19 protein-coding genes and 1 riboswitch are annotated in these 17,252 nt (G+C 62.4%); of the genes, 9 read left to right on the top strand and 10 right to left on the bottom strand.

Annotated features, from left to right (window positions below; all coding sequences use genetic code 11):
* Positions 1-23: 23 nt before the first annotated feature.
* On the bottom strand, positions 24-1,103 hold the full coding sequence (gene asd, locus ACZO3G_RS01060; RefSeq protein ID WP_276871708.1) for an aspartate-semialdehyde dehydrogenase: 1,080 nt from the start codon (positions 1,101-1,103) through the stop codon (positions 24-26).
* 130 nt (positions 1,104-1,233) lie between these two features.
* A riboswitch (Lysine riboswitch) is annotated at positions 1,234-1,408 on the bottom strand.
* Positions 1,409-1,539: 131 nt separating this feature from the next.
* Between asd and queA the strand changes: the two genes are divergently transcribed.
* The 8 genes from queA to ACZO3G_RS01020 all read left to right on the top strand — a co-directional run bounded on the left by queA (position 1,540) and on the right by ACZO3G_RS01020 (position 8,198).
* A complete protein-coding gene (gene queA, locus ACZO3G_RS01055) occupies positions 1,540-2,571 on the top strand; it encodes a tRNA preQ1(34) S-adenosylmethionine ribosyltransferase-isomerase QueA (RefSeq protein ID WP_276871706.1) in 1,032 nt (343 codons plus the stop codon).
* Positions 2,572-2,877: 306 nt separating this feature from the next.
* Positions 2,878-4,008, top strand: a complete 1,131-nt coding sequence (gene tgt, locus ACZO3G_RS01050) for a tRNA guanosine(34) transglycosylase Tgt (RefSeq protein WP_276871703.1) — start codon at positions 2,878-2,880, stop codon at positions 4,006-4,008.
* 101 nt (positions 4,009-4,109) lie between these two features.
* Positions 4,110-4,433, top strand: a complete 324-nt coding sequence (yajC, locus tag ACZO3G_RS01045; RefSeq protein WP_121585618.1) for a preprotein translocase subunit YajC — start codon at positions 4,110-4,112, stop codon at positions 4,431-4,433.
* Positions 4,434-4,495: 62 nt separating this feature from the next.
* Positions 4,496-4,894: a TIGR04086 family membrane protein gene (locus tag ACZO3G_RS01040; RefSeq protein ID WP_276871700.1), complete on the top strand. Its 399-nt coding sequence runs from the start codon at positions 4,496-4,498 to the stop codon at positions 4,892-4,894.
* A 102-nt stretch (positions 4,895-4,996) separates the two neighbouring features.
* Positions 4,997-5,143 (top strand): six-cysteine ranthipeptide SCIFF, encoded by a 147-nt coding sequence (gene scfA, locus ACZO3G_RS01035; protein ID WP_101550656.1) that lies wholly within the window; start codon positions 4,997-4,999, stop codon positions 5,141-5,143.
* Between the two features lie 93 nt (positions 5,144-5,236).
* A complete protein-coding gene (gene scfB / locus ACZO3G_RS01030; RefSeq protein WP_276871698.1) occupies positions 5,237-6,601 on the top strand; it encodes a thioether cross-link-forming SCIFF peptide maturase in 1,365 nt (454 codons plus the stop codon).
* 16 nt (positions 6,602-6,617) lie between these two features.
* On the top strand, positions 6,618-7,421 hold the full coding sequence (proC, locus tag ACZO3G_RS01025) for a pyrroline-5-carboxylate reductase (protein ID WP_242970829.1): 804 nt from the start codon (positions 6,618-6,620) through the stop codon (positions 7,419-7,421).
* A 180-nt stretch (positions 7,422-7,601) separates the two neighbouring features.
* On the top strand, positions 7,602-8,198 hold the full coding sequence (locus ACZO3G_RS01020) for a stage II sporulation protein M (RefSeq protein ID WP_276871696.1): 597 nt from the start codon (positions 7,602-7,604) through the stop codon (positions 8,196-8,198).
* Here the strand turns inward: ACZO3G_RS01020 and ACZO3G_RS01015 are convergent.
* From ACZO3G_RS01015 to ACZO3G_RS01000, 4 genes are all read right to left on the bottom strand, one after another.
* Positions 8,184-9,209, bottom strand: a complete 1,026-nt coding sequence (locus ACZO3G_RS01015) for a tyrosine recombinase XerC (protein ID WP_277138413.1) — start codon at positions 9,207-9,209, stop codon at positions 8,184-8,186. The genes ACZO3G_RS01020 and ACZO3G_RS01015 overlap by 15 nt on opposite strands.
* Positions 9,210-9,367: 158 nt before the next feature.
* Complete coding sequence (locus ACZO3G_RS01010) at positions 9,368-10,057, bottom strand: DUF6873 family GME fold protein (protein ID WP_101550646.1); 690 nt, start codon at positions 10,055-10,057, stop codon at positions 9,368-9,370.
* A gap of 93 nt (positions 10,058-10,150) precedes the next feature.
* Complete coding sequence (locus ACZO3G_RS01005) at positions 10,151-11,341, bottom strand: ABC transporter permease (protein WP_101550643.1); 1,191 nt, start codon at positions 11,339-11,341, stop codon at positions 10,151-10,153.
* On the bottom strand, positions 11,331-12,434 hold the full coding sequence (locus ACZO3G_RS01000; RefSeq protein ID WP_276871694.1) for an efflux RND transporter periplasmic adaptor subunit: 1,104 nt from the start codon (positions 12,432-12,434) through the stop codon (positions 11,331-11,333). The genes ACZO3G_RS01005 and ACZO3G_RS01000 overlap by 11 nt, the downstream gene beginning before the upstream one ends.
* A gap of 210 nt (positions 12,435-12,644) precedes the next feature.
* On the opposite strand from ACZO3G_RS01000, the gene ACZO3G_RS00995 reads away from it, so the two are divergent.
* Entirely contained in the window at positions 12,645-12,830 is a 186-nt protein-coding gene (locus ACZO3G_RS00995; RefSeq protein ID WP_101550639.1) for a hypothetical protein, read from the top strand.
* Here ACZO3G_RS00995 and radA read toward each other — a convergent pair.
* The 5 genes from radA to lspA are packed head-to-tail and all read right to left on the bottom strand — an operon-like array spanning position 12,804 to position 17,227.
* Positions 12,804-14,189, bottom strand: a complete 1,386-nt coding sequence (gene radA / locus ACZO3G_RS00990) for a DNA repair protein RadA (RefSeq protein ID WP_276871686.1) — start codon at positions 14,187-14,189, stop codon at positions 12,804-12,806. The two genes, ACZO3G_RS00995 and radA, sit on opposite strands and share 27 nt — an antisense overlap.
* Positions 14,190-14,204: 15 nt before the next feature.
* Positions 14,205-14,957 (bottom strand): N-acetylmuramoyl-L-alanine amidase, encoded by a 753-nt coding sequence (locus ACZO3G_RS00985; RefSeq protein ID WP_276871684.1) that lies wholly within the window; start codon positions 14,955-14,957, stop codon positions 14,205-14,207.
* 50 nt (positions 14,958-15,007) lie between these two features.
* Positions 15,008-15,811: an HAD-IIB family hydrolase gene (locus ACZO3G_RS00980; RefSeq protein ID WP_276871683.1), complete on the bottom strand. Its 804-nt coding sequence runs from the start codon at positions 15,809-15,811 to the stop codon at positions 15,008-15,010.
* Entirely contained in the window at positions 15,808-16,731 is a 924-nt protein-coding gene (locus ACZO3G_RS00975) for an RluA family pseudouridine synthase (protein ID WP_276871682.1), read from the bottom strand. Before ACZO3G_RS00975 ends, ACZO3G_RS00980 begins: the two co-directional genes overlap by 4 nt.
* Positions 16,724-17,227 carry a signal peptidase II gene (gene lspA / locus ACZO3G_RS00970; protein WP_276871681.1) on the bottom strand — a complete coding sequence of 168 codons (504 nt, stop codon included), beginning with the start codon at positions 17,225-17,227 and terminating at the stop codon, positions 16,724-16,726. The genes ACZO3G_RS00975 and lspA overlap by 8 nt, the downstream gene beginning before the upstream one ends.
* Positions 17,228-17,252 lie beyond the last annotated feature (25 nt).

Raw genomic sequence — 17,252 nt, 5'->3', positions numbered from 1 at the left:
TCCATCAGCCCTTCCGGTTAAATTCAGTCAAAATAGCCCTTTGCCGCGAGCAGCTCGGCCAGCAGAACGCCGCCGCCCGCCGCCCCGCGCAGGGTGTTGTGGGAGAGGCACACAAATTTGTAGTCGTACTGGGTGTCCTCGCGCAGCCTGCCGATCGACACCGCCATGCCGTTTTCGAGGTTGCGGTCGAGCCTCGTCTGCGGGCGGTCCGGCTCCTCGAAGTAGCGCAGGAACTGTTTGGGGGCGCTGGGCAGGTCGAGCTTCTGCGGCTCGCCCGCGAAGGAGGCCCACTTTTCCTTGATTTCATCGATCGAGGGCTTTTTGTCAAAGCTCACGAAGACCGCCGCCATGTGCCCGTCCGAGCAGGCGACCCGCAGGCATTGGGCGGTGATCGACGGACTTTCGACCGGAACGATCACGCCATCTTTGATGGAGCCCCAGATTTTGAGCGGCTCTCGCTCGCTCTTTTCCTCCTCGCCGCCGATGTAGGGGATGACGTTGTCGACCATCTCCGGCCAGCGCTCGAACGTCTTGCCCGCGCCGGAAATCGCCTGGTAGGTGCAGACGAGGGTCTTCGTCACGCCGTAGTCCGTCATGAGCGGGTGCAGCGCGGGGACGTAGCTCTGCAGCGAGCAGTTGGACTTGACGGCGATGAAGCCGCGTTTGGTGCCGAGGCGCGCGCGCTGGAAGGGGATGACCTCCGCGTGCCCGGGGTTCACCTCAGGGATGATCATCGGCACGTCGGGGGTCATGCGGTGGGCGGAGTTGTTGGAGATGACGGGGCATTCCGCCTTGGCGTACGCCTCCTCGAGCGCTTTGATCTCGTCTTTTTTCATATCGACCGCGCAGAAGATGAAATCCACCTTCGAGGCGACCGCCTTTACGTCCGACGCGTCGAGCACGACCATCTTTTTGACGGCCTCGGGCATGGGAGTGGACATCGCCCAGCGGGAGCCGACGGCCTCCTCATAGGTTTTGCCCGCCGAGCGGGGAGAAGCCGCGAGCACCGCAACCCGAAACCACGGATGGTTTTCCAGCAGGGAGACGAACCGCTGGCCGACCATGCCGGTCGCCCCGACGACCCCGACCTGATACTGCTTCATAGGGAACAACTTCCTTTCCATAGCCGTCTGATCCGGCAATAAAAAAACCGGTTGAAAACCGGCATGAATTGCACTATAATAGAGAAGTTATCGGCGCGTGCGAACGCGCGGAATCCGCCGCGTCCAACCGCCCCGCCATAGCTCTCCATCACAGTTCAATGATGACAGTCGCATGCCTTTCGGCGATGCGCCCAGGGAACGGCCGCCAGGCGTCCCCTTCGGCGTCTGTCCCTTTCACACGGCTTTTCAACGACTCTGGCAGTCTCTTTCCGGCTACTGATGAAAGACGCGCCTCTACCGGCTCGGTTTATTACTAGTTATATTATCATCGAAGCCCTCTTATGTCAACAAATTTTGATGATTTACCGCAATAAAACCAATGCTTATCCGGCGATGTCGGAAAAATGCGTTGAATCTGTCAGGAAGGATCCGCCCCATGCTCAAGACATCCGATTTTTACTTCGACCTGCCGCAGGAGCAGATCGCGCAGACCCCCATCGAGCCGCGCGACCACTCGCGCATGCTCCATCTCTTCCGCGAGACGGGGGAGCTCGAACACCGGCATTTTTACGACCTGCCCGACTACCTGGAAGCGGGGGACACGCTCGTCATCAACACCTCCCGGGTCATCCCCGCGCGCCTCTTCGGCGTGAAGGAGGGCACCGGCGGGCATATGCAGTTCCTCCTGCTCGACCAGAAGGAGAAGGACGTCTGGGAGGTCATGGTGAAGCCGGGGAAAAAGGCCAAGACGGGCGCGCGGTTCGTCTTTGGCGGCGGGCTGCTCGTCGGGGAGATTCTCGCCACCGTCGAGGGGGGAAACCGCCTCGTGCGGATGCACTACGAGGGGACCAACATCTATCCCATCCTCGAAAAGATCGGCAATATGCCCCTGCCGCCCTATATCACCGCCGAGCTCGAGGACAACGAGCGCTACCAGACCGTCTATTCCAAGCAGCTCGGATCCGCCGCCGCGCCCACCGCGGGGCTGCACTTCACCACCGAGCTGATGGACAAGCTGCGCCACAAGGGCGTCAACATCGCCGAGGTGATCCTCCACGTCGGCATCGGCACCTTCCGGCCCGTCAAGGTGGAGGACGTGACCAAGCACCACATGCACTCGGAGCACTACCATCTGCCGAAGGAGACCGCCGATCTCATCAACGAGACCCACGCGCGCGGCAAACGGGTGATCGGGGTGGGCACCACGAGCTGCCGCACGGTGGAGTCGGTCGCGACCAAGCTCGGCGAGGTCCGCGAGGACGACGACGACACGAGCATCTTCATCTATCCGGGCTACCGGTTCAAGGTGCTCGACGGGCTCATCACCAATTTCCACCTGCCCGAAAGCACCCTCATCATGCTGGTGAGCGCTTTCGCGGGCTATGAGCACACGATGCGCGCCTATGAGACTGCCGTGAAGGAGAACTACCGGTTTTTCTCCTTCGGCGATTCCATGCTGATCCTCTAAGGGAAAACTTTTGTAAAAGTTTTCCTTAGAACCTTTTCAAAACTTCCGGTTCAGGCCGGCCGCCGCGAATGGACGCACGCGCCGTCCGTGAGGTGGAGGATTTTTCCGGCGCGGAAAGCGCCCGCGATTACGGGCGGCGGACGGCCTGGCAAAAGCTTTCTGGGCCCTAGGGACTTTTCCAGGGCCCTCATGCAAAATTTCCGGCGCGGAAAGTGCCCGCGATTACGGGCGGCGGACGGCCCGATCAAAGTTTTCGGGGTCCAGGGGGGCTTTTTCAAAAGCCCTCCCTGGGAAGGAGGAGCGATTTTGTATACCTTATTAAAGCAGGACGGACACGCCCGCCGGGGGACCTTTGAGACGGTGCACGGCACCGTACAGACCCCCGCCTTCATGAACGTCGGCACCTCGGCCGCGATCAAGGGCGGGATCTCGTCGACCGACCTCGTGGAGCTCAAATGCCAGGTGGAGCTCTGCAACACCTACCACCTGCATGTGCGCCCGGGCGACGACGTCATCCGCGCGATGGGCGGGCTGCACAAGTTCATGAACTGGCACCGTCCGATTTTGACCGACAGCGGCGGGTTCCAGGTGTTTTCCCTCGCCAAGCTGCGCAAAATCAAGGAGGAGGGCGTCACCTTCGCCTGCCACCTTGACGGCAAACGGATTTTCATGGGCCCGGAGGAGAGCATGCGCATCCAGTCGAATTTCGGCTCGACGATTGCGATGGCCTTCGACGAGTGTATCGAAAACCCCGCGCCCTACGACTATACCGAGCGTTCGATTGCCCGCACCACCCGCTGGCTCGTCCGCTGCAAGGAGGAGATGGCGCGCCTGAACGCCCAGCCCGACACCCTCAACCCGCGCCAGATGCTCTTCGGCATCAACCAGGGCAGCACCTACGCCGACCTGCGCGTGCGGCACATGCAGGAGATCGCCGCGCTCGGGCTGGACGGCTACGCGATCGGCGGGCTGGCGGTGGGGGAGACCGCGCAGGAGATGTACGACACGATCGAGGCGGTCGAGCCGCATATGCCCGCGGACAGGCCCCGATATCTGATGGGGGTGGGCACGCCCGTCAACATCATCGAGGGGGTCTACCGGGGCATCGACCTCTTCGACTGCGTGATGCCCAGCCGCAACGCGCGGCACGGGACGCTTTTCACCTGGGACGGCATCCGCATCCTGCACAATGAAAAATACAAGACCGACGAGAGCCCTCTCGACGAGCACTGCGGGTGCCCGACCTGCCGGAATTTTTCCCGCGGCTACCTGCGGCACCTTTTCCGCGTGAACGAGATGCTCGGGATGCGGCTGGGCGTCCAGCACAACCTCTACTTCTACAACACGCTGATGGAAAAGATCCGCGAGGCGATCGAGCAGGGGACCTACGACGCCTTCCGCCGGCACTGGGTGCCCATTCTGGGACGGCGCATCTGAAGGGATTTATCTGTATCTTTATACAAATTTTCCTTGCAAGACAGGCCCGGACACGCTATAATAGTACAAGTATCCTGAAAGAGAATTTTGGAGGTATTACCATGAACGAACAGACGATGGCCACCCTTGGCAGCTTTTTGCCGCTGATTTTAATTTTTGTAATCTTCTACTTTATGCTCATCCGTCCGCAGAAAAAGCGCGACAAGGAGACCCAGCAGATGCGCGCCAACCTCGAGGTGGGCGATGAGATCGTTACGATCGGCGGCGTGATCGGCACCGTCGTCGTCATCAAGGACGATTACCTCCTGATCGAGACCGGCTCCGACCGCAGCAAAATCCGCATCGCGCGCTGGGCCATCCAGGCGAACAACACACCGCACGAGTCCGCCGCTCCGGAGAAGAAGGACAAGAAGAAGGAGAAGTAAGCCGTGCCCGGCATATTGGGCGGCTTCCCTGAATATCCTGTAACAGTAAAGGGGGAGTTCAGGTGAGACAGCCCGACGTTCACGGCGCGAAGCGCTTCATCCGGCCGGTTACTTACGGCATTTTATTCGGTGCAGGCGCGTGCTTCCTGCTGCTTCTGATCATGTCCGCCGTGATGGGGCTGCGGGATATTCCGCAGTCGGCCGTCTCGCTGATCGCCACGCTGATCTTTGTGTTCGGCGGATTCGTCGCGGGGTATGTCTCCGCCGCGTTCGCGCGCGAAAAGGGCATGCTGCTCGGACTCTGCTGCGGCGCCTGCCTCTTCGTGATTCTGAGCCTTGCGAGCCTCGCCGTCGACGGCGGCGGGTTCGGCATGGTGGCGCTCACAAAGCTGGCCGCGGTTTTGCTCGCGGCGGCGCTCGGCGGCATCATCGGCGTCAACCGGCGTAAAAAATTCCGCTGAAAACGGGCCGGCCGGAACCGATTTCCGGGCCTGCCGGCTTGAATTACCAGCGGGGATATGCTATACTTGTTGGCAGAAATCAAAAGAAACGAGGGGATACCAATGAAACATATCAAGACGATCAACAGCGCGAACCTCAAGGAATCCGCCGTCAAGGGCGGCTGCGGCGAGTGCCAGGCCTCCTGCCAGTCGGCCTGCAAGACCTCCTGCACCGTCGCCAACCAGAAGTGCGAGAACAAGAATAAGTAAAAAAGGCATGGCAGTTTTTTAACTGCCATCCTTTCTTTATCGTGGTTTTGGGCAGTCGGACGACTGCCCTTATCTTTATGTGGGGAGATTGGAATGATACACCAGTACAGACTCAACGGCTACAATATCGTGCTCGACGTCAACTCCGGCGCGGTGCACCTCATGGACGACCTTTCCTTTGATCTGCTGGACATGCTTGGGGATCCGATCCCCGAAAGCTGTCCCGGGGAGGCCTTCGACCGCTTTACGCCCCAATACGCGCGGGAGGAGGTCGAGGACGCCTTCCGGGAGCTGCTCGCGCTCCAGAAAGCGGACCAGCTCTGCTCGAGCGACGATTATGACCAGTTCGCAAAGCTCATGACCCCGTCTCCGGTCAAGGCGATGTGCTTACATATTGCGCACGACTGCAACCTGCGGTGCAAATACTGCTTCGCGGACACGGGCGAATATATGGGCCACCGCGAGCTGATGTCCCTGGAAGTGGGGAAGGCGGCGATCGATTACCTCATCAAGTACTCCTGCGGTCGCCACAACCTCGAGGTGGACTTCTTCGGCGGCGAACCGCTCATGAATTTCGAGGTGGTCAAGGAGATCGTCCGGTACGCCCGCTCGCTCGAGCAGGAGCATGGCAAGCTCTTCCGGTTCACGATCACGACGAACGGCCTGCTGCTCGACGACGACAAGATCGATTTTATCAACCGGGAAATGTCCAACGTCGTGCTTTCCATCGACGGGCGCCGGGAGGTCAACGACCGGGTGCGGGTGCGCGTCGACGGGCGCGGCAGCTACGACAGCATCCTGCCCAAGTTCCAGAAGCTCGTCGAAAAGCGCAGGAACGGTCCCTACGACCAGTACTACGCGCGCGGCACCTTCACCAAATACAACAAGGATTTCGCGGAGGACGTGCTGCACCTCTCCGACATGGGCTTTGACCAGGTGTCGGTCGAGCCGGTCGTCACCGATCCGGCGGAGCCCTACGCGCTGACCGGGGAGGACCTGCCCGAGGTGTTTGCCGAATATGAGCGGCTCGCGAAGATCATGATCGAGCGGCACGGCACGCCGAAGGATTTCAATTTCTTCCACTTCATGCTTGACCTCGACCAGGGGCCCTGCGCGATCAAGCGGCTGCGCGGCTGCGGCTGCGGCAACGAGTACGTCGCGATCACCCCGTCGGGCGACGTCTACCCCTGCCACCAGTTCGTCGGCCACGACGGCTGGAAGATGGGAAACGTCTTCGACCAGTCGCTCGACTTCGACCTCAAGTGCAAATTTGCCGCCGCGACCGTCTACGGCAAGCCCGAGTGCAAAAACTGCTGGGCCAAATTCTACTGCTCGGGCGGCTGCAACGCCAACAGCATGCAGTACAGCGGCGACATCCTGAAGCCCTACAAGCTCTCCTGCGAGCTGGAAAAAAAGCGGCTGGAGTGCGCTATTATGATCAAAGCGGCGACGCTTTAAGAGGGGAGGACCTCCTGTGGACTGCAAGATCGGATTTATCGGCGCAGGCAACATGGCCGGCGCCATCATCGACGGCATCACCGGCTCGGGGATGCTCGCACCGGCGCAGGTCGCCGTCTATGACATCCGCGAAAGCCAGCGGGAACACTACGCGGCGCGCGGGTTCAAGGTGTCTGCGAGCGCGGCGGCGCTCGTGGACGGCTGCGACTATGTCGTGCTTTCTGTAAAGCCGCAGAACTTTGCGGATGTGCTGGCCGAAATCAAAGGCCATCCGCGCCCCGAAACGGTGTTCGTCACGATCGCGGCGGGCATCAGCGCGGAATTCATCAAGGAGGCGCTCGGCTGCGACGCAAAGGTCGTGCGGGTCATGCCCAACACGCCGCTGCTCATCGGCTGCGGCTCCACGGCGATGAGCCGGGTCGCGCCCGCCACCGAAGAGGAGTTCGCGTTCGTCAAGTCGGTCTTTGCGTCGGCGGGCGGCGTCGAGGAGGTTTCCCCGGACAAGATGAACGAGGTCATCCCGCTCAACGGCTCGAGCCCCGCATATATCTATCTCTTCGCGAAGGTATTCGTCGACCGGGCCGTCGAGCTCGGCTTCGACGCGGACGTGGCCAACCGGCTCTTCTGCAACACGCTGATCGGCTCGGCCAGGATGATGCTCGAGTCGGGGAAGAGCCATCAGGAACTGATCGACATGGTCACATCACCCAAGGGGACGACCTTTGAGGGGCTCGCGGCGCTCGAACGCTGCGGCTTCGACAAGGCGCTGATCGCCTGCTTTGACGACACGGTGCGCCGCGCCTATGAACTCGGGAAATAACCGGACGGGGGAGGCATAAAATTTAGCGAAATCGCATATCCTTTCCTGAGGCAAAAGGAAAGGATGGTTGCAATGAGCTTTACCGCCGCGGATTGGGACAAGATTTTACAGCAGCAGAGGACCGCACGTGGACTTCCGCCCCTACAGCCGATGCGTCCGGCATCGGAGGGGCAGGTTTCCATGCGGTCCTCTTTGTTTTCCTCGCGCAGTTTATCCACCTGGGCGCTGGGGCTCTGCTTCCTGGCGGGCCTGCTGATCGGCACGCTGCTCGTCAGCCGGTCGGGGCCGGACACCCGCGCGGCCCTTCAGGTGATCCTCGGGGGCTATGTGGAACGGCGGCAGACGCTGGCGTTCGCCTCGATCGCCGCGTCGACCTTCTGCTCGACCTTTGCGGCGCTGGCGGTGCTCTTCTTCTGCGGTTTCTGCACGATCGCCCAGCTCATCATCTTTGCCGTGCCACTTTTCAAAGGACTCGGGTATGGATTCTCGATCGGCATGCTCTACGCGCAGTACGGCACGTCCGCGATCCGCTACGTCGCGTTCCTGCTGCTCCCCACGATGTTCCTGAGCACCCTGCTGCTGATCCTGGCGAGCCGCTCGTCGCTGCGTCTGTCGGTCACGCTGCTGCGTTCGGCCCTCGTCGCGCCCGATGAAAACGGGTCGCGAAGAATCAAACGTTACTGCGTGAAGTACTTAATCTTTACAGGAATATGTTTGTTGATCGCGCTGTTCGACGCGCTGCTCGTGACCCGTTTCGGCGGGCTATTCGTCCTCTGAGTCCGGGACCTTCGGCACCTTTGACCTTTTCTTGGGCGCGACCCCCGAAAGCGGCGATTGTTTCGCCGCTTTTTCCATCTGCCGGTCGGAGACGTGGGTATAGATCTCGGTCGTGGAGAGGCTCACGTGCCCGAGGATCTCCTTGAGCACGCGGATATCCACGCCGCCGTGCTGGTACATGAGCGTCGCGGCGGTGTGGCGCAGCTTGTGCGGCGAATAGCCCTGGCCGGAAAGCCCCGCGTTGCGCAGGCATTCCTCAATGATCTGCTCGACCCGCCGGGGCGAGATCCGTGTACCACGGGAGGAGAGGAACAGCGCGTCGCGGTCTTTGACGCCCTGCGCCGGCTTCCGCTTCACAAGATAGGCGTCCAGCGCCTTTCGACAGGCATCGTTGAGGTAAATCACGCGTTCCTTGTTGCCTTTGCCGAGCAGCTTGATCGTGTCGTCGCGGATGTCGTAGAGGTTGATGCCGACCAGCTCGGAAAGCCGCATGCCGCAGTTGAGAAAGAGGGTCACGATGCAGAAATCCCGTTCGTAGCTCGGCGACGCCGGATCGACGTGGGTCAGCAGCTCGAGGCTCTCTTCCAGCGTCAGGTAGCGCGGCATCGACTTGCGCACGGACGGCACCTCAAGGTTTTCCACCGGGTTCGTCTTGAGCACGCCCGATTTGACCGTCAGGTAATTGAAAAGAGCCCGGATGGACGATACCTTGCGCGAGCGGGTCTTGGCGTTGTTGTCCCGGTCAGAGGCCGCGTAGTTGAGGAACTGGTAGACGTCCGAGAGGGTAATGGAGGCGACCGTCTCGAGCGGGATATCCCTGATCGAGAGTTGGTCGAAGAACTCCGGGTCGTCGGGGTTGCCGTTCACGAGCTTGACGCACTTGATGTAGCGCAGAAAGGTGCGCAGATCGATATAATAGGCGTCGACCGTGCGCTGGGAACGGCCTTTGATCGTCAGCATATAAAACAGGAATTCACTGAGATAGTTTGGGCAGTCGGCGTAGTTGGCCATTGTGAAACCCTCCAGTCTTTTAGGAGACTTTGCGAGCGCCGCGAAGGCGGAGCCCGCAGCGCGGGCGGAGCCTTTGGGTGCCCAGGACTGCGCTAAATTTTTATTTAGCGAAATAACCTCCATCAAAAGAATACCACATCCCCATCGGAAAGTCAAGGTCACCTCCGCGCATCTTCCTCCAACAGCGGCAAAATGGACCCCACATCGTAAAGCGGGCCGTCGGTCAGCTTCAGCGGCTCAACGCCACGGCTATGTAAAAATTCCTTGATCCGTTCTCCGTCCGGATGCGCGCCGAGCGAGCCGGTGAACGCCAGCAGCTTCCTCCCGAGCAGACCGGAACAGCCTCCGATAAAGCCGGTGTCATAACCCGGCAGCAGAATCCGCCCGGCTTGGATCTTCAGCACGTTCAGGCCGTGCCGCTTTGCCGCTTGCGCAATTGACGGGTCCTGGGTGATGATCGAGCGTTCGTCCACGGCGCAGACGGAGCATTTGGCATAGCCCTGGTTCACCGGAACCAACGTGATCCCCACTTCCCCGCAGTAATTTGTGATTATTTTATCAATCTTATCTTTGCCGCCGATGCAGACCTTCCCGACAACCGCGCAGTTGAGCGGTACGTCCCCCGGATAGTCCGGCGTGAGCGGCCCTGCGGCTTCAACGGAAAAGCCCCGTTTCCGCAGGGCCTCCAAAAGGCCTTCCCTGCCCCGCCCTGCCGCCACGGCAATACGCGCCCCGCCGAGGTGGCAGAGCTGTAAATCCGCGTGGCAGGCGACCGGCGCGGGAAGGCCGGGATATTCCGGTACCCTCAGGCAGGCGATCCCGCGCGCTTCGAGCGCAGCGATCAGCATTCCATACCGCTCCCCCACCGCGCAGAGACGCACCGGCCCCTCCGGAAGATTGCTATTCTGGACAAACCGCATGGTTCCACCGTCCCACAGGTCTTATTCGGTGCGCAGGGCGTCCACCGGGCGCAGACGCGCGGCGACCGTCGCTGGGTAGACGCCGAACACCATGCCGATGCCGACCGTAAGCGCGACGCTCACAGCGATGAGCGCCGGGTTCACCGACATGGCCACCCCGATGAGGGCGCAGCCGGCCCAGACGAGCGCAAGGCCCGCCGCCACTCCCATGATACTCCCGATCAGCGAAATCGTAAAGGCCTCGATCAGGAATTCGAGCAGGATGGTCCGGCGGGTCGCGCCGATCGATTTTTTGATGCCGATCTCGCGGGTGCGCTCGTTGACCGACACGATCATCACCGTCATGATGCCCAGGCCCGCCACCACGAGCGACACCGCCGCAATCGCCGAGAGCACGATGGTCACCACGCCGAGGAGGTTGTCAAGGGTATCCTTCTGCTTGGAGATGTTCTCCGCCTTAAAGCCGCGCTCGATGTTGTGGAACCGGTTGACCGACGCGCTGAGCTGCTCGGCCGCCGCATCGATGTCCGCCGAGTCCCGCAGGGTGACGGCGATCTGTCCGAAGGAGTCCTCCCCCGTGTACCGCTGGACGGTCGTATAGGGCAGGTACGCGAAGGAGGGGATCACGTCCCCCACCATGTTTTGCAGGATGTTGCCGCCCGACGAGGCGATCCCGACGATCTCAAGGCGCACATAGCTGCCGCCGATCATCGCGTCAAGGGATTTCCCGACGACGTTGTCCCGCTTGTAGAAGAGCTCGGCCACGTTGCTGTCGATCACGCAGACGTCCGCCGCCCCGGCGATGTCCGCTGCGTCCAGCATCCGCCCGTATTTCGGCGTGAGGGAAATCACCTGGTTTTTCCCGTCGTCCACCCCCCACAGCACCGCGTTGGCCACCAGCCCGCGCATCCGGATGCTGCTGTAGCTCACGACGATCGGCGTGGCGCTCTCCACCTGCGGGCTTTTGCGGAGCAGCGCGAGGTCCTCCTCCCCCATTTTGAGGCTGGTAAACTTTTTATCGGCGCTCACCGTGACGCTGCCGAGCCCCAGCGAATTGAGCTCGTCGGTGATCGCGCCCTTGCCGATCTCCCCGATCGAGCCGATCAACACGACCGAAGCCACGCCGATTGCGATGCTTGCGATCGTCAGGAAGCTGCGGAACCGTTTGCGCCCGAGATTGCGGATGCTGCACACGAAGCTGTCAAAGAACATCCTGACGCTCCCCCCTCTGCAGGTTTACTAGGGCGCCTTCCTTCCCCGCCGCTGACGCGTCGGCAAGCAGCACGTCCGAGGGGCCGAGCCCTTCGGTCACCTCGACTCCCTCGAGCAGCTCGACCCCCGTCTGGATATCCCGCCGCACGGCGCGGGAGCCCTCCGCCAGGTAGACGTATTCCACGTTGTTTTCGTCCTGCCGCACCGCCTCATACGGCACCGTCAGCATCGTGCGCCGGGTGTCCGTGACGATCTCCGCGCGCGCGGTAAAGCCAGCCTTGAGGTCGTTATCCGGGTCGTCGATCGCGATCTCCACGTCGACCACCGTCTCCTGCGCGGTGCCGCCCGTCAGCTTGCGGGCCACCGGGGCGATCTTCCGCACGTGCCCCGTATATTCCCGCCCGGGAAAGCCGGTGCCCGTAATGACGGCCGGGTCCCCGACCTTCACGTCCGAAATGTACGACTCCCCCACCGTGACCATCGCAGCGAAGCTGCCGGTGTCGGAGATGGTGACGACCGGCTTCGCGGTCCGGGAGAGCACCCCGCTCTTGATGCCCACCTCGGTCACGACGCCGTCCATCGGCGCGGTGATCGTCTCGGGGACGTAGAGGTAGGGGTTCTGCTCGACCGGGACGCCTCCCGCCGCCTCATAGACCTCCTGGAGGCTGCCGAGGTCCAGCCCCGTGCCGAAGGCGGAGGATTGCAGCGCCGAATAAAGACCCGCCAGATCCGCCGTCTCCTGCGAAATCGCACCCGCCGCCATACCCGAGACGAGGCTCGAGGCGGGGATGCTCTGTTCCAGCACGCTCTTGGTGGTGTCCGCGTCGATGACAGCAAGCACCTGGTCCTGCCGCACATAGTCGCCCACCGAAACGTTCACCGCCTGCGCGATGACCGGCGTGTCGAGGTAGACCTCCCGCACGTTCTGCGCTTCGATGGTGCCGGTGGCGTTGATGCGCTTCTCATAGAGCGTCTCCCGCGGTGTGATGCACGCCACCGTCGGCACGGCGCGCAGGACAACAAGCGGCGCGGCCGCGGCCGCGCCGAACGAGCCGGCGGCCAGCAGCAGCGCGGCGATACGTTTAAAAATCAATGGCGAAACCCCCATCACGGACGAACATCCGGTCCAACTTCATCAAAAATTACGAAGTTAGTGTTCGTCCGCGACGGGGGTTTTATTCTCCGCGCCCGGAGGATTTGCCGTGCTTAATCGGCGCGGAAATGGTGATACTAATGGCTGCCGCACCGCTGCGGAAACGGCGCGGCGCGCAAATGAAGAATCTGTGTTTGGAGTGTGAGTTTCATGGCAAGTCCCAAGGAACGAAAGGTGCGGCTCATCCCCTGCGACAAGGACTGTTACTACCAGCAGCAGGGCTACTGCTCGCTCGACGACATCAGCTACATCACCAGCTGCGACGGAAACGGATGCGGCTACTTTACCCGCACCGACCCCTATGCCGAACTAACGGATGACCGCGATGGCCTGTGAAAGATTCTGCACCCCGATCAGGTTGAGCCCGGGCATCCCGCGCAGGTCAATCTGCTTCACGCAGTGCTTGGGCACCACGCAGGTGGTGAACCCGAGCCGGTAGCTCTCGCTGACCCGCTGCTGGATGCTCCCCACCGCGCGCACCTCCCCCGCGAGCCCCACCTCGCCGAAGGCGGCCAGATCGTCCGGCACGCTCTTGTCGAGCAGGTTGGAGATGAGCGCCATCGCGACCGGGAGGTCCGCGGCGGGCTCGTCCAGCCTGAGCCCGCCGACCACATTGATGTACGCGTCGAGATTTCCGAAGAAATACCCGCAGCGTTTTTCCAGCACCGCGATGAGCAGCGCGGCGCGGTTGTAATCGAACCCCGCCGCCTGCCGCCGCGGATTGCCGAATCCCGTCTTGGAGACGAGCGCCTGCACCTCCGCGAGGATGGGGCGCGTCCCCTCCATCACGCAGGCCACGCAGGTCCCGGACACCCCCTTCGGGCGGCCGGAAAGCATCATCTGGGAGGGGTTCGGGACCTCCCGCAGGCCGTCCTGCGCCATCTCGAAGACGCCGATCTCGTTGGTCGAGCCGTAGCGGTTTTTGACCGCGCGCAGGATACGGAAATTCTGCTGGCGCTCCCCCTCGAAGTAGAGGACCGCGTCCACCATGTGCTCGAGCACCTTCGGCCCTGCGATCGCGCCGTCCTTGTTGACGTGCCCGACGATGAAGACGGGCACCTCCATGCTCTTGGCAATGCCGATGAGCACCTGGGTGCACTCGCGGATCTGCGTCACGCTGCCCGCCGACGAGGTGAGCGCGGCAAGGTTCATCGTCTGGATCGAGTCGATCATCACCATGTCGGGCGACAGCCGCCGCACCGTCTCGAGCACGCTTTCGATGTCGGTCGTGGCGCAGATATAGAGGTTGTCGCTCGCAACGCCCAGCCGGTTGGCGCGCAGCTTGAGCTGGCGCGCGCTCTCCTCCCCCGATACATAGAGGATTTTGAGTCCCTCGCAGAGGTACTCGCAGATTTGCAGCAGCAGCGTCGACTTGCCGATGCCCGGATCGCCCGAGAGCAGCGTCACCGAGCCCGCGACGATCCCGCCGCCGAGCACCCGGTCGAGTTCCCCGACGCCGGTGACGTACCGCTGGCTGTCGTCCGACGAAATCTCCGAGAGCTTTTTCACCGTGCTCTCCCGCACCGTGGGCGCGCTCCCACCGGCCGAACGGGACTTCGCCGACGAGACCTGCTGGCGCACCTCCTCGGTCATCGAGTTCCACTCGCCGCAGTCGGGGCAGCGCCCGTACCATTTGGCCGACTCGTAGCCGCAGCTCTGGCAGACGTAGACGCTCTTATTTTTGGTTACAGCCATCCTTCACATTCCTTTTTATTCGAGTTCCCGGTAGACCGCCGCCTCCGCCGGGGTTTGCAGCCCCAGATATTCCGCCGTCGAAGAGAAGATCGCAAAGGCGATCTTTTTTTGGTAGTCCGCGTCGATCAGCTTGTAGGCGTCGTCCGGATTGGAGAGGAACCCGCACTCGATCAGCAGCGCGGGCATCGGGGCGTTATAGATGAGGTAGACGCTGTCCCCGCAGGGCTTATATTGGCGGGTGTTCTCCGGCTGAAGCATCTCCACCATCCGCCGCTGGGTGATCTTCGCAAGCGCCTCGCTCTGCGGATTTTTCGGCCCGTAGAAGACCTGCGCGCCGAAATACTGAGACTGCGGGAACTTGTTCTGGTGGATGCTCAGCAGGATGCAGTTGTCGTAGCTTTTCGCAAGCTCGAGGCGGTTGTGGATGTCCGAATTCTTCCGCTTGCGGATGGTCGTGAGCGACGGGTCCTCGAGCGTCTCGTCGCTGTCCCGTGTGAGCACCGCGTCGAACCCGTTCACGGTGAAGAGGTCGTAGAGCTTGCGGGCAATCGAAAGGTTCAGATCCTTCTCGACGATCCCGTCCACGCCCGTCGCGCCCCCGTCGAAACCGCCGTGCCCCGCGTCGATCACGATGGTGGGCAGCTCCTGTTCCTCCCCGGCAAAGACGGGCGTGACCGCCATGATCTCCGACACCGAATGTACCATTAGGGAAACCGCCGCCAGCCCGAAGAGCAGGACCGCCGCGGCAGTCGATTTTTTCCATTTCATGCGCATCCCCCCGCTCCAATCTATGCGGAGGGGACGGGGCATTATGCCGGTCAGCGGCGTTCGAGCGCTTCGATGAGGTCGGCGAGCGCGCCGTCCTCACAGCGCCCGAAGATGCCCCGGCAGAGATAGCGCACCGCGTCGGGCGCCTCGGCCGTGGTGGCGGCAAAACCGGCCGCCGCGAGCATCCCGGCGTCGTTGTAGTAGTCCCCCATCGCGACCGTACGCGCGGGAGGAATCCCAAGCAGGTCCATCAGTTCTGTCAAGGCCGTCCCCTTTTCAGCTTCGGCGGGCAGCATTTCGACAAACGGACGGCCCGTCCGGAAGAACCGCACGTCCTTCCAACCCTGCGCATTGCCGAACTCCTCGACCCGCGCGGTCCATTCGCAAGGCATCGCCATGACCGCCTTGAGGAAGGGGCCGCGCGCCTTTGTAAGCGCCTCTTCGAGGATCGGCATGTTTTCCCGGCCGAGGTATTCGCGGACATAACCGGGCCCGGAGAGCGCGACGATCTCCCGCTCCCGCATCAGCGCGAAGCCCGCACCGGGAAATTCCCGCATCAGCGCGGACAGGTAACCGGCATAACTGTCGGGCAGATAACGCGCGCGGAGCACCTTTTCGGCGGCGAAATCATAGATCGCGCAGCCGTTGTAGAGGATGCAGGGCGCGTTCACCGGAAGCTGCTCCACATAGGGGCGCGCCGAGGCGATCGAACGCCCGGTGGCGACGGAAAACCTCCCGCCGGCGGCGGTAAACCGCCGCAGCGCCTCGATGTTGCGCGGCGGGATGGGCGCGGGAAAGTTCATCAGCGTCCCGTCGATGTCGCTGACGAGCAGCAGATCGGAAAGCTTTGTCAAGGATGGTCCCCCCTCAGGCTGTCGAGAAACGCGGTGTAATAAGCGGGAAGCCCGCTTGTGAACTCGAGATATTCCCCTGTGCGCGGATGGATAAAACCGATCGCGCGGGCGTGCAGGCACTGCCCGCTGAGCCGCGCGATCACCTTTTTCGGCCCGTAGACGGGGTCCCCCGCAACGGGATGGCCGATGTGCGCCATGTGCACGCGGATCTGATGGGTGCGCCCCGTCTCGAGCCGCAGCTCCAGATCGGTAAACCCGGTAAACCGCTCCCGCACCCGGTAGTGGGTCACGGCGGGGCGGGAGTTCCGCTCGGTCACGCACATCTTCTTGCGGTCGGAGGGATTCCGCCCGATCGGCGCGTCGACCGTTCCCTCCCCGATGGAAAAGCCGCCGTAGACGACGGCGTTGTAGATGCGTGTAAAGCTGTGCGCCTTGATCTGCTCCGCGAGCAGATTGTGGGCGAAATCGTTCTTGGCGACGATCAGAAGTCCGCTCGTATCCTTGTCGATCCGGTGGACGATCCCCGGACGGATGACGCCGTTGATCGACGAGAGCCGCCCGGCGCAGTGGAAGAGCAGCGCGTTCACGAGCGTGCCGTCCCAGTTGCCCGGCGCGGGATGCACGACCATCCCCTTGGGCTTGTCGACGACCAGCAGGTCGTCATCCTCGTAGACGATGTCGATGGGGATGTCCTGCGGGACGACGTCGAGCGGCTTTGCGTCCGGCACCTCGACGGCGAGCTCCTCGCCGCCCCGCAGCCGGTAGTTCTTCGCGACCGCCTTCCCGTCCGCGAAGACGGCACCGTCGTCACACAGCCTCTGCACGACCGAGCGGGAGAGATCCTCCGCCGCCCCGGCAATCCAGCGGTCGACCCGCTCCCCCGCGTCCGCCTCGTCGGCGGCGAAATAGCGCTTATTCAACGCTCCCGCCCTCCGGGGCTTCCGGAGCGGGCGGGACCTTTTTGTCCCTGCCCTCGAGGAAGAGCAGCCAGACCGCCAGCAGGATCGTCCCGACGACCACGCAGCAGTCGGCAAAGTTGAAGACCGGGAAGTGGAAGAGCGGCGACACGTCGAGATAGTCGACGACAAACGCCCGGAAGATCCGGTCGATCAGGTTGCCGAGCCCGCCCGCGACAATGAGCCCCACGCTCCACATGGCGAGCTTGTGGCGGATTTTTCCGCTGATGAGCAGCCATACGGCCACCGCGATGACCGCGAGGGTGACGATGGAGAGGAGCCCCACCCGCCCCTGGAAGATGCCGAACGCGGCTCCGCGGTTCTCCACGTAGGTCAGTTGGAGAAGGCCGGGGATGAGCGTCACCGACGGCGCGCCGGGCAGGGCGGCCAGCACCCACAGCTTGATGAGCTGGTCGGCGAGCACGAGCAGCGCGGACACGATCAAAACAATTGCTGTCATAAAATGTCCTCCAACAGAAATTTGC

Source organism: Anaerotruncus sp., assembly GCF_057433415.1.
This window is presented reverse-complemented; position numbering and strand designations above follow the sequence as displayed.